The organism is Amycolatopsis sp. WQ 127309, from assembly GCF_023023025.1.
Lineage (GTDB): Bacteria > Actinomycetota > Actinomycetes > Mycobacteriales > Pseudonocardiaceae > Amycolatopsis.
This window is the reverse complement of sequence record NZ_CP095481.1, coordinates 849406-861057: the sequence shown is the minus strand read 5'-3', so window position 1 is coordinate 861057 and position 11652 is coordinate 849406. Positions and strand designations below refer to the sequence as shown.

At 71.5% G+C, this 11652-nt stretch carries 11 protein-coding genes; 7 read left to right on the top strand and 4 right to left on the bottom strand.

From position 1 onward, the window contains the following. Window positions 1-31 precede the first annotated feature (31 nt). Entirely contained in the window at window positions 32-1240 is a 1209-nt protein-coding gene (locus tag MUY22_RS03420) for an MFS transporter (protein ID WP_247056952.1), read from the bottom strand. A gap of 384 nt (window positions 1241-1624) precedes the next feature. On the opposite strand from MUY22_RS03420, the gene MUY22_RS03415 reads away from it, so the two are divergent. Continuing rightward, entirely contained in the window at window positions 1625-2521 is an 897-nt protein-coding gene (locus tag MUY22_RS03415; RefSeq protein ID WP_247056950.1) for an SDR family NAD(P)-dependent oxidoreductase, read from the top strand. An 87-nt stretch (window positions 2522-2608) separates the two neighbouring features. On the opposite strand, the gene MUY22_RS03410 is transcribed toward MUY22_RS03415, so the two are convergent. Next, window positions 2609-4468 (bottom strand): long-chain fatty acid--CoA ligase, encoded by a 1860-nt coding sequence (locus tag MUY22_RS03410; RefSeq protein ID WP_247056948.1) that lies wholly within the window; start codon window positions 4466-4468, stop codon window positions 2609-2611. Window positions 4469-4665: 197 nt separating this feature from the next. Here MUY22_RS03410 and MUY22_RS03405 point away from each other — a divergent pair, with 197 nt between their 5' ends. Next, window positions 4666-5322, top strand: coding sequence for a transcriptional regulator (locus MUY22_RS03405; RefSeq protein WP_247056945.1), 657 nt, complete (start codon window positions 4666-4668; stop codon window positions 5320-5322). A gap of 24 nt (window positions 5323-5346) precedes the next feature. Here MUY22_RS03405 and MUY22_RS03400 read toward each other — a convergent pair whose 3' ends face one another. Continuing rightward, window positions 5347-5919, bottom strand: coding sequence for a TetR/AcrR family transcriptional regulator (locus MUY22_RS03400; protein WP_247056943.1), 573 nt, complete (start codon window positions 5917-5919; stop codon window positions 5347-5349). Between the two features lie 630 nt (window positions 5920-6549). Here MUY22_RS03400 and MUY22_RS03395 point away from each other — a divergent pair. Genes MUY22_RS03395 through MUY22_RS03375 form a run of 5 tightly spaced genes read left to right on the top strand, consistent with a single transcriptional unit; the run spans window position 6550 to window position 11006 of the window. Then, window positions 6550-9135 carry an ATP-binding protein gene (locus MUY22_RS03395; protein ID WP_247056941.1) on the top strand — a complete coding sequence of 862 codons (2586 nt, stop codon included), beginning with the start codon at window positions 6550-6552 and terminating at the stop codon, window positions 9133-9135. Further along, window positions 9135-9554, top strand: a complete 420-nt coding sequence (locus tag MUY22_RS03390; RefSeq protein ID WP_247056939.1) for a roadblock/LC7 domain-containing protein — start codon at window positions 9135-9137, stop codon at window positions 9552-9554. The genes MUY22_RS03395 and MUY22_RS03390 overlap by 1 nt, the downstream gene beginning before the upstream one ends. Then, on the top strand, window positions 9551-9922 hold the full coding sequence (locus MUY22_RS03385) for a DUF742 domain-containing protein (RefSeq protein WP_247056937.1): 372 nt from the start codon (window positions 9551-9553) through the stop codon (window positions 9920-9922). Before MUY22_RS03390 ends, MUY22_RS03385 begins: the two co-directional genes overlap by 4 nt. Beyond that, a complete protein-coding gene (locus MUY22_RS03380; RefSeq protein WP_247056935.1) occupies window positions 9903-10505 on the top strand; it encodes an ATP/GTP-binding protein in 603 nt (200 codons plus the stop codon). The genes MUY22_RS03385 and MUY22_RS03380 overlap by 20 nt, the downstream gene beginning before the upstream one ends. A 30-nt stretch (window positions 10506-10535) precedes the next feature. Next, complete coding sequence (locus MUY22_RS03375) at window positions 10536-11006, top strand: NUDIX domain-containing protein (protein WP_247056933.1); 471 nt, start codon at window positions 10536-10538, stop codon at window positions 11004-11006. Here the strand turns inward: MUY22_RS03375 and MUY22_RS03370 are convergent. After that, window positions 10996-11643, bottom strand: a complete 648-nt coding sequence (locus tag MUY22_RS03370; protein WP_247056931.1) for an HAD family hydrolase — start codon at window positions 11641-11643, stop codon at window positions 10996-10998. The genes MUY22_RS03375 and MUY22_RS03370 overlap by 11 nt on opposite strands. Between the last annotated feature and the right edge of the window lie 9 nt (window positions 11644-11652).

The following is an 11652-nucleotide window of genomic DNA, read 5'->3' as shown; positions in this document are numbered from 1 at the left end:
GACCTCTGAAACCAGACCTTTTCACCCCGGCTCATGACGGCGGTGGTTCCAGCCCGCCGACCCGGCGCCAGGCGAGCGCGACCGGGACGGCCAGCAGCAGGCCCACCGCACCGGCGAGCGCGATCGTCGTGTTCGCGGAGCCGACCCACTGCGCGACCAGCCCGCCGATTCCCACGCCCAGCCCTTGGGCGACCCGCAGCCCGGTCCGGTACAGCCCACCGGCGCTGCCGCGGATGTCGTTGGGGACCCACGTGATGAACGTGGCCGACACCGTGATGACGTACGCACCCGTTGCCCCCGCCAGCGCCAGCAGGACCAGCGCGGTCGCCAGCCCCGGCCGCAGCGCGAAGGCCGCCAGCGCGGCCAGCGGCAGCGCGGCCAGCACCCCCAGCAGCTTGCGGCGGCGCTCCGTCGAGACGAACCGCGACAGCACGAACGTGCCGGCCACGAAGCCCAGCGGGTCGGCGGCCAGCAGCCAGCCGACGGCTTGTTCGCCCACGCCCAGTTGCGCGGCGAGCGGCGCGGCGAGGCCCTCCGGGATGACCGCCAGCCCGACCAGCCAGGACAGGTAGAGCAGCACGCGCAGCCGTTCGTCGCCGAAAACCTGCCGGATGGCGCCGAACCACGGGGCGCCGCCGTCGCCGGCGGCCGGGCGGCGCAGCACCAGCAGCTGGACCGCGGCCGCGGCGACCAGGAACGTCAGCGCGTCGATCGCCAGCGCCCACGACGTGCCGATCGTCGTCACCAGCAGGCCGCCGACGGCGAGGCCGCCCAGCATGGCCGTGTTGTTGGTGATCCCGCGCAGGTCCTGGCTCTGCAGGTAGACGTCGTCGTCGGTGAAGATCTCCCGGCCGAGCGCGTTCTGCGCGGCGTTGCCCGGCGCGTTCGCCAGCCGGGCGAGGACGAACAGCACGAACAGCCAGCCCATCGGCAGGCCGGGCACGGCCATCAGGCCGATCAGCACGGCCTGCGCGAGCGACCCGGCGGCCAGCACCGCCCGCCGCGGGAAGCGGTCTGCGAGCTGGGACAGGCCCAGGCCGCCGGCGAGCGCGGGCAGGAACGTCAGTGAGTAGACGACGGCCGAGAGCAGCGGCGACCCGGTCCGGTCGAACACGAGGATGGCCAGCGCGACGATGGTGAGCTGGTCGCCCAGCATCGACTGCGTCTCGGCGAACCACAGCGCGCGGAACTCGCGGTTGGCGAGGACGGCCCGGAACCGGGGTGTCGCGCGCGTCGTCACCTTCTGACCACCGTCCCCCGATCGAGTGAATATGGATCGCCCCGCATTGTGCCTCGTCAGTGACGATCCGGTCCGGGGGCGTCACACCCGCGCTCCCGGGACCACGAACAGTATGCCGCCGACTACTCGCCGATGTACGCGGAACGGCGCGGTGCCGCGTCCTCGAACCGATCGGGTTACACCGCCTGACCGGCGGCGGACGGTGGCCGTGACCGGTGCGCGGGTATCTCCGGGCTGATCGAACCGGACTCGCTCGGCGCAGGGCAGCGGCCGCTCGTCGTCGTGGCGCTGCTCCGTTGGGCCGAACGGGCGAAGACTGGAGCCAGGACCGGCCGGGGTGGACGGGCCGCCGCGCCGACGGCGCCGCAGATCGGGGAGATGACAATGGACGACTTGATGCAGGGCAAGGCGGTCGTGGTGACCGGCGCCGGGCGGGGGCTGGGCGAGGCGTTCGCGGTGCACATCGCGCGGGCCGGCGGCGCGGTGGTCGTCAACGACATCGACGTCGAGCTCGCCGAGCGGACCGCCCGGACCATCCGGGACCACGGCGGCCGGGCCGTGGCCAGCGGGCACAGCGTGGCCGACGCCGGCGAGGCGCAGGAGATCATCGACTGCTGCGTCAAGGAGTTCGGCGGCATCGACGGGCTCGTCAACAACGCCGGGCTGAACTACGAGGCGCTGCCCTGGGAGGACGACGCCGAGCAGGCCCGCGAGCTCGTCCAGGTGAACGTGCTGGGCGTCGTCAACACCGGCCTCGCCGCGATCAAGGCGATGGTCGACGCGGGCACCGGCGGCTCGATCGTCAACATCTCCTCCGGCGCCTCGCTCGGCCAGCGCAAGCTCGGCGTCTACGCCGCGAGCAAGGGCGCGGTCGCGTCCCTGACCTACTCGTGGGCGCTGGACCTCGAAGACGTCGGCATCCGCGTCAACGCCGTCTGCCCGCTCGCGCACACGCGCATGGTGTGGAAGTCCGAACGCTCCCTGCGCGCCTGCCCGCCGGACCGCACGCCGTCGCGGATCGCGCCGGTGGTGCTGTTCCTGCTCGGCGAGGGCTCGGACGGCATCACCGGCCAGATGATCCGCTGCAACGGCCCGCAGCTGCACGTCATGGGGCAGCCGTTCCTCAAGCAGCCGATCCTGGAGCGCCCGGTGTGGGACACCGAGACGGTGCAGAAGGCGTTCGACGAGGTCTTCAGCGCGCACCTGGAGAACTACGGCCTGGAGAAGCGCGTCCCGCCGCGGCTGCGCAAGTGGACCGACACCTCGCCCCGCACCGCCTGACCACTTTGCATTCCAAAGCTGAGCTTTCGCTAGGAAAGATGCGTCCGAAGGCCCTCCGGACGCATCTTTCCCAGCGAAAGTGACGTTCTAGGAGCCGGCGGTGGGGGCTGGGTTGCGGGTGGCGGCGTAGAGCGCCTCGATGTCGGCCGAGTAGCGATCGTTGATGATGCGGCGCTTGAGCTTCAACGTCGGGGTCAGCTCGCCCGACTCGGGCGTCCACGTCTTCGGCAGCACGTGGTACCGCTTGATCTGCTCGATCCGCGCCAGCCGGCTGTTGGCCGACTCGACGGCACGCTCCAGCTCCGCGCGCACCGCCGGGTGGTCGGCCAGCTCGTCCGGCTTCGCGTCGACGCCGTTCGCCGCGGCCCAGCCGGGCGCGATCTCGTCGTCGATGACGAGCAGCGCCGTGACGTAGGGCCGGTCGTCGCCGATCGCGACGGCCTGGCCGATCAGCGGGTGCTCCTTGAGCAGGCCCTCGATCCGCGTCGGGGCGATGTTCTTGCCGCTCGACGTGATGATCAGTTCCTTCTTGCGGTCGGTGATCGTCACGAAGCCGTCTTCGTCGATCGTGCCGATGTCGCCGGTGGCGTACCAGCCGTCGGCGTCGGTCGCGTCGGCGATCGTGCCGTCCTCCTGCAGGTAGCCGAGGAAGACGATCGGGCCGCGGACCAGCAGCTCACCGTCGTCGGCGACACGCACGTCGACGTCGGCGAGCGGCTTGCCGACGCTGCCCGCGCGGAACGCGGTGCCCGAGTTCGACGTCGCCGCGCCGGTCGTCTCGGACAGGCCCCAGACCTCGGCGATCTCGATGCCGAGGCCGGCGAGGAAGTAGATGATCTCCACCGGCAGCGCGGCCGCGCCGCTGGAGGCGACGAGCACCTGGTCCAGCCCGAGCAGCGCCCGCACCGGGGCGAGGGCGGCCGCGTCGGTCTGCTTGATCCGCTCGGCCAGCTCCGGCGGGACCTCCTGACCGGCGCTGCGCAGCTTGTAGCCCTGCTGCAGCAGCTCGTTCGCCGCGAGCAACGCCGCACGCCGGTCTTCCGGCACGCCGCCGAGCATGTTCTTCAGCCCGGCGACCATCTTCTCCCACACGCGCGGGACGCCGAAGAAGCTCTGCGGGTGCACCTTGCCGAGCGCGCCGACCACGCCGGACGGGTCGGCGAGCGTGTGCACGTGCCCGGCCCAGACGATCGGCAGGTAGACCGACAGCTCCCGCTCGGCGATGTGCGCGAGCGGCAGGTACGCGATGTTCGTCGCGTGCATCGGCGGGTGGTGCAGCTCGGTCACCGCGTACGCCTGGTGGATCGCGTTGCGGTGGGACAGCACGACGCCCTTCGGGTCGCCGGTGGTGCCCGAGGTGTAGATCATCGACAGCGGGTCGTCGGGCTGGATGCCCTGCCAGGACTGCTCGAAGACCTCGGGGTCGGCGGCCAGCGCGTCCCGGCCGCGCGCCCGGAGGTCGGCCAGGGAGACGAACCGGTCGTCACCTTCCGGGATCGCCGTCTCGTCCATCACGACGATGTGGCGCAGCGCCGGGAGGTCGTCGAGCACCGTCCGCCAGCGGGCCAGCTCGGTCTCACCGCCGAGCACGACGACCGGCGCCGCGCTGTGCAGCGCGACGAACCGGATCTGGTCCGGGCTGAGCGTGGCGTACGCCGTGCACGGGATCGCGGACAGGTGCGCCGCGGCGAGGTCGGCGATGATGTGGTCCGGGCAGCCGGGCGCCATGATCAGCAGCCGGTCGCGCGGGGCGAGCCCGAGCCCGGCCAGGCCGCGGGACACCTCGGCGATCGCGGTGCGGAACTCCAGCCAGCTGAGCGTCGGCTGCCCCTCGATGTCGAGCGAAGTGATCGCCGGCAGGTCGGGGTAGGTGACCGCGTTGCGGTGCAGCAGGCGCGGGATCGTCTGACCTTCGGTCTGCTCGGCGACGGACGGGGTGGTCAACACTGGCCTCCTGGTGGTCCGGATGGCCACACTTTAGGGGCTCCGCAGCCTGGTGGATAGAGAATCGCGGCCAGGTCAATGTCTCCTTCATCCGGTTTCGGCCGGTCAGCTCCTCACGACCGGACCCAGCGCACGCGGGCGCCGGGCCGCGAACTTCGCTTGAATGGACGGGCCACGTCCGGCGCACGACAGGGGATCCGATGACCCGGCAGGCTCGTGAACTGCTCGACCAGATCCAGGCCGGGCTCGTCGCGCGCGACGACGACAACCGGCTGGTCCCGCTGATCACCGCCGGCCGCGCGCCGCGGCGGGTGTTCGCCGCGCTCGCCGCGGAGGAGAAACGGATCACGCTCAGTGACTGGCGGAGCTTCCACGCGCTGGCCGCGCGGGCCGACGAGCCGAACGCGCGCACGTTCTTCGGCGGCCTCGCGCCGGGGGAGCAGCAGGCGCACCTGATGCTCGACGCGCTGATCGCGGCGGCTGGTCCAGACCACGGCGAAGAGCAGCCGCGCGCGGGCTGTCAGGCGTACCCGGCCTACGTCGCGTGGCTGGCGCTGAACGGCGAGCAGGCGGCGGCCACGGCCGGGATCTTCGCCAACTTCGCCGCCTTCGGCCGGTACTGCGCCGACGTCGCGGCCGGCATGCGCGAGCACTACGGGTTCGACGACGCCGCCTGCGCGTTCTTCGACTTCTTCGCCGCGGACGTCCCGGAGATCGAACAGCAGGCGCTCGCCGCGATCCAGGCCGGGATCGACGCGCACCGCCTCGACGTCCACGAGGCCCTGCTCTGCGCCCGGCTGTTCCAGAGTTACGAGCTGCAGTTCTGGAACACCCTCGCCGACGAGTTCCCGGGCTGAGGAAACCCTTGCGGTGAAAGGACTTCAGCCGCCGACGACGGCCTCGGCGGCGCGGATGAGGCTCGCGCGCACCGCCGGCGCGTCTTCGAGGTAACCGCCGACCATCGCGCCGTCGCGCAGCAGCGTCAGCTCCCGGGCGGCCTCCCCGGGTTCCGGGTGGCCGGTGGCGCCGAGGATCCCGGCGATCGACTCGCGGAACCAGGTGCGGTGCTCGTGCACGACCTGGCGGATCGGGTGGTCGGGGTCGGGGTACTCGGCGGCGGCGTTGATGAACGGGCAGCCGCGGAACCCCGGGCCGCAGATCTCGTCGCCGATGCCGAGCACCAGCAGCTTGACCAGTTCGGCCGGCGCCACGGCCGCTCCCGCCGCTTCCGCGACGCGCGCCCGGATCGCCGCGTCCTCCGCCGCCAGGTAGGCCTCGACCAGGTCTTCCTTGCCGGGGAAGTGCCGGTAGAAGGTGGCGCGGCTGACGTCGGCCGCCTCGATCACCTCGTCGACGGCGACGGCGTGGATCCCGCGGGTGTAGAAGACGCGCGACGCCGTCTCCAGCAGGCGGTCCCGGGCCGCGGACCGGCGTCCGGTGGTCGTGGTGCTCATGCCCGGAGTATAGAGAACGCTCTGTCTCATCGCCGTCCGGTAATCGAATTCTTCGACGACGCGCTATTCCATTCGGAGCAGTACCGCGGTATCGACTTCCGGAACCGGTTCCGGGCCTGTCGCGAGCCGGTCGAACTCGCGATACGCGGAATGGCGCGAATTCCGGCTCGCGCTCCGGTGAATCCGTGGCGCCGCTCGCGAATCGTGCGCATTTCCGCTTTCCGGCGGCCCGCGGGCCCGAACGAAGTGACGATGTGTCCTGGTCGTGGCACACTCGTGATGTTTCTCACCGAACGATTCGGCGCCGCTGTACGTAGCGCACCCTGGTGCGGCGACTGGTTCGACCGCGCCCGATCACAGCGTGCGCCCGTGGCGTGAAACGGAAGCCGCCTCGGGACGAACGTCACGACTTTCGGTGGTGGACTTTCCAAGCACGGGCAACGAGTGTGAGCAGGTCACCGTTTCCAAGATCACGGTTATCGCCGCGGACTTGACGTGCCCTGAAGGGCTGCCTAACGTCGTCGCGGGCGAAGCAGACCACGGTGATGTTGATCCGGCTGGTCGGAATCCGGGTGTTGACCGCCTCGGGCGACCCGAAACCATGTACTGCCGGAAGGAAAACGGACCCAGGTGAAGCAGATTTCTCTTCGACGCAACCGGGGATCCTCGATTCGGAAGCGCGTCCTCACGATCGCGCTCATCCCCAGTGTCGCGCTGTTGCTCGTCGGCGTGGCCCTCGCAGGTTACCTGATCTACGACGCCGTCACGGGCCGTGACTACGTGAACCGGATCCGCGGCTCGGAAGCGCCGTCGATCCCGTTCTTCGGCGCGCTGCAGCAGGAGCGCCTGGCGACCCTGAGCCTGCTCGCGGGCCAGGGCAACCAGCGCGCGGTGCTCGCGGCCGTCCGCCCGAAGACGGACCAGAACGCCGCGAAGACGATCGAGTACCTCAAGGACAGCTTCGCCGGCTACGACGACACCCCGCCGAGCGTCCAGAAGAACATCACCACGTTCTTCGGGCTCTACCAGCAGCTGCCGCAGACGCGCCAGGCGGTCGACAGCGGGCAGATCCAGATCAGCCAGGCCTTCGCCTTCTACAACAAGATCATCGACCAGTTCACCGACGGCCTGGCCGGGCTGGCGCAGAACGCGCGTGGCGCGCAGAACGCGTTCGACCGGCTGACCGCCATCCCGATGTTCACCGCGGCGGAGGCGATGCAGCGCAGTGACGCGCTCGCGGCCGCCGGGCTGGCCGCGGGCGGGCTGACGAACGACGACTTCCGCACCTACGTCGGCCAGGTCGGTGCCTACCACGCGCAGCTCGACGCGTCGGCGCCGAAGATGATCCCCGACGTCAAGGCCAAGTACGACCAGCTGCTGGCGAGCCAGCCGTGGCAGATCGTGAACCAGGTCGAGACCGCGTTCCTGCGCGGTGACCTCACCAAGCTGCCGGTGGCGCAGGACCAGTGGCGCGCCGCCGCGAAACAGGTCGGCGACGCCCTGTCGGGCATCTTCGTCGCGCAGAGCGCCAGCGCGAGCCAGGCCGCGATCGACGACGCCGACTCGACGTTCACCGAGTCGCTCATCGCCGGTGTGATCGCCGTGCTGTTCGCGGTCTTCGTCGTCTTCGTCGCCGTCCGGCTGTCGAACCGGCTCATCGGCCGGCTGCACCGGCTGCGCGAGGACACCCTCGACGCGGCCGAGGTCCGGCTGCCCGAGCTGGTCGCCCGGGTCCAGGCGGGTGAGCCCGTCGACCTCGAAGAGGGCGGGCACTTCCTCGACCACGGCACCGACGAGATCGGCCAGGTCGCCGACGCGTTCAACAAGGCGCAGCAGACCGCCATCGCGGCGGCCATCGACGAGGCGAAGATCCGCGAGGGCACCAAGACGGTGTTCCTCAACATCGCCCACCGCAGCCAGGTCATCGTGCACCGCCAGCTCAAGGTGCTCGACCAGGCCGAGCGCAAGCAGGAGGACCCGGAGCAGCTGGACACGCTGTTCCAGCTCGACCACCTCTCCACCCGCGCGCGCCGCAACGCCGAGAACCTGATCATCCTCGGCGGCGGGCAGCCGGGCCGGCAGTGGCGCAACCCGGTCGGGCTGGCCGAGCTGGTCCGCGGCGCGTCCGCCGAGACCGAGGACTTCGCCAGGGTGAAGACGGCGGCGCTGCCGCAGATCGCCATCCGCGGCCCGGTCGTCGGCGACCTCGTGCACCTGCTGGCCGAGCTGATCGACAACGCGACGTCGTTCTCGCCACCGCAGTCGCGGGTCGAGGTCCGCGGCAACGTGGTCGGCAAGGGCGTCGTCATCGAGGTCGAGGACCAGGGCCTCGGGCTCGAGCCGGACCAGACCGAAGAGATCAACACGCTGCTGGCCGCCCCGCCGGACTTCGGCATCATGGCGCTGTCCGACGAGCCGCGCCTCGGCCTGTTCGTGGTCGCGCGGCTGGCCGCGCGGCACGGCATCCAGGTGCACCTGCGCGAGTCGGCCTACGGCGGCACCCGGGCCATCGTCCTGGTCCGCACCGACCTGCTCGCCCCGCTCGCCGAGCTCGAGCCGGAGCAGCCGATCACCCCGCCGAAGCCGGAACTGGTGCCGAACCCCGGCGAGACCGAGCCGCCGAACGACGAGGTCCGGCAGCTGCGGCGGCAGCCGCGCCGCCCGGCGCGCCACCGCACCGACCCGCCGCCGATGCCCACGCAGCCGGCCCCGGTGATCGCGCCGGCCCCGGCGCAGCCGCCGTCCGAGCCGACGCCGGTGCCGGTCGGGACCGTCTCCGAGCCGTCCAGCCAGCCCACCCAGATCCAGCCGGTGAGCCAGCCGTCCAGCCAGCCGACCCAGGCCCAGCCGGCGGCGTCGGCCCGGCCGCCCGCGCCCCCCGTCCGCTCGCGCCCGGCCCGCCCGGCCGCGCAGCAGCCGGTGTGGCCGCCGCAGGAGCCCCGGCAGGAGCCGCGGCCCGCGGTGTCGGAATCCCGGCCCCAGCAGCCTCGGCGTCCGGAGGCCCCCGGCCGCCCGCCGCTGCCGCAACGGCGACGTCAGCAGAGCCTCGTTCCCCAGTTGAGGGAAGATAGGCCCGCACAGCAGGAGCGGGAAGAGGTCCGGCTCGACTCACCGGAAGCAGCCCGCAGTCGGCTGTCCGCGTTCCAGCAGGGCACCCGCCGGGCCCGGGACGCGGAACCAGCCGAGAACGACGACACGTACGGAGAGCGCGAGTAATGGCCAACTCAGGCGTCAGTGAGCTCGACTGGCTGCTGGACGACCTCGTCAAGCGGGTCGCCGGAGCGGACCGCGCCGTGGTGCTGTCCTCGGACGGCCTGCTCATCGGGCGGTCCGGGAACCTCACCGAAGAGGACGCCGAACACCTGTCGGCGGTGGCTTCGGCGTTCCAGAGCCTCGCGCGCGGTACCGGGCGGCACTTCGGCGGCGGTAACGTCCGGCAGACGATGGTCGAGATGGACCACGCGTTCCTGTTCGTGACGGCGGCCGGGCGCGGTGCCTGTCTCGCCCTGCTCGCCCGGGAGGACGCGGACATGGGCCTCGTGGCCTACGAGATGAACCTGATGGTGAAGCGGGTCGGCCAGGTGCTCACCTCGGCCCCGCGGACCGGCGCCGGCGTCCTGCCCACGACGACATGAGTGCCAAGCACGAAGCCTGGTTCGACGACGAGGCCGGCCCCCTGGTCCGGTCCTACGCCGTCACGGGTGGGCGCACGCGGTCCGACACCCTGGGGCTCGACCTCATCACCCTGGTCGTCGCCCTGCGCACGGCGCACGAGGCGGGCATGCTCGAACCCGAGTACGCCCGCATCGTCGCGCTGTGCCAGCGGCCGGTCTCGGTGGCCGAGGTGGCCGCGCGGGTCGATCTGCCGTTGCCCGTGGTCAAGGTGATGCTCAGCGACCTCATCGAGCAGAACCTGGTGCTGTTCCGTACCGCGGCGCCGGTGAACGAAACCCCCAACAAACACGTACTCCAGGCGGTTCTTGATGGCATCCGGAAACTCTGAACCCCGGCGCAACCTGACCGCGACCGCGGTCAAGGTGCTGATCGCCGGCGGCTTCGGGGTCGGCAAGACCACGATGGTCGGTTCGGTGAGCGAAGTGCCGCCGCTGCGCACCGAGGAAGTCATCACGACCGCGTCCGAGGGCGTGGACGACCTTTCGGGCGTCGAGCAGAAGACCACCACGACGGTCGCGCTCGACTTCGGCCGCATCACGATCAACCCCGACCTGATCCTGTACCTGTTCGGCACGCCGGGGCAGGACCGGTTCTGGTTCATGTGGGACGAGCTGGCGGAGGGCGCGCTCGGCGCCGTCGTGCTGGCCGACACCCGGCGCCTCGACAGCTGCTTCGCCGCGGTGGACTTCTTCGAGCGCCGCAACCTGCCGTTCGTCGTCGGCGTGAACTGCTTCGACGGCGGCTACCGCTACGGCACCGAAGAGGTCCGGCAGGCGCTCGACATCGGCATGGACGTCCCGCTGCTGCTGTGCGACGCGCGCGAGCGGGAGTCGACGAAGCAGGTGCTGACCAGCCTGATGGAACACGTGATGGCGCGGTCCGACCTGGCGGCCGCCCAGGGCGGCTTCTGAGCCGCGGACGGGTTTCGGCAGACTGGGCCGATGGCGGGCAAACGCAGTGCCGGGCTCCTGCTCCACCGCGGGCGGGGCGACGACGTCGAAGTGCTGCTCGGGCACATGGGCGGGCCGTTCTGGGCGAAGAAGGACGCGGCTTCGTGGTCGCTGCCGAAGGGCGAGCTCGACGAGGACGAGCCCCCGGAGGACGCGGCGCGGCGCGAGTTCCGGGAGGAGCTGGGCCTGCCCGCGCCCGAGGGCGACTACGTGCCGCTCGGCGAGATCAAGCAGTCGGGCGGCAAGGTCGTCACGGCGTGGGCGGTCGAGGCCGACCTCGACCCGGCAGCCGTCGTGCCCGGGACGTTCACCATGGAGTGGCCGCCGCGTTCGGGCAAGCAGCAGGAGTTCCCCGAGCTGGACCGGGTCGAGTGGTTCACCCTCGACGTCGCCCGGGAGAAGCTGCTCAAGGGCCAGCTGCCGTTCCTCGACCGGCTGGTCGCGTCGCTGCCTAACGGCTGAGAAGCGCTTCGAGCGGCTTCGCCGTGAAGGACGGCAGGACGACGTCCGCCGCGCCGAAGTCGAGGTTCTCGGTGATCGCGTTGGGCACCGCGACGCAGGTCAGCCCGGCCGCTTTGGCCGAGGTCACGCCGTGCGGGGTGTCCTCGAAGGCGATGGCGTCGCCGGCCTTGGCGCCCAGCGCGTCGAGGGCGGCGAGGTAGAGGTCGGGCCGGGGCTTGGCGGCGTGCCGGTCACCGGTGCAGACGGCGTCGAAGTAGCCCGCGATGCCGAGCCGTTCGAGGTGCGGGAGCACCCAGCCCCCGGACGAGCTGGACGCGACGGCCAGCTTCAGGCCGTGGTCCCGCGCGGAGTCGAGGTAGCCGAGGACGCCGTCGCGCGGCCCGAGGGTCTCGAGGAGCTTGAGGACCCGGGCCCTGGTGATGGGCCGCAGCGCCTCGGTGTCGACGCCCGGAACCCGCTCGGTGAGCAGGGCGAACATCGCGTCCGTGGTGTGCTGGGTGCCGATCACGGCGTACCAGGCTTCGAGCGGCAGCTCGACGCCGTGGTCGCGGAAGGTCTCCTGCCAGGAGGCGAGCACGGCGGACTCGGTGTCGGCGAGCGTGCCGTCGAAGTCGAAGACCAGAGCGCGAGTGGGCACGCCTGCACC

Bases quoted from the DNA above. Each gene is read 5' to 3' on its own strand.
- MUY22_RS03415 (WP_247056950.1), top strand. From the start codon at position 1,625: ATGGACGACTTGATGCAGGGCAAGGCGGTCGTGGTGACCGGCGCCGGG.
- MUY22_RS03405 (WP_247056945.1), top strand. From the start codon at position 4,666: ATGACCCGGCAGGCTCGTGAACTGCTCGACCAGATCCAGGCCGGGCTC.
- MUY22_RS03400 (WP_247056943.1), bottom strand. From the start codon at position 5,919: ATGAGCACCACGACCACCGGACGCCGGTCCGCGGCCCGGGACCGCCTG.
- MUY22_RS03390 (WP_247056939.1), top strand. From the start codon at position 9,135: ATGGCCAACTCAGGCGTCAGTGAGCTCGACTGGCTGCTGGACGACCTC.
- MUY22_RS03385 (WP_247056937.1), top strand. From the start codon at position 9,551: ATGAGTGCCAAGCACGAAGCCTGGTTCGACGACGAGGCCGGCCCCCTG.
- MUY22_RS03380 (WP_247056935.1), top strand. From the start codon at position 9,903: ATGGCATCCGGAAACTCTGAACCCCGGCGCAACCTGACCGCGACCGCG.
- MUY22_RS03375 (WP_247056933.1), top strand. From the start codon at position 10,536: ATGGCGGGCAAACGCAGTGCCGGGCTCCTGCTCCACCGCGGGCGGGGC.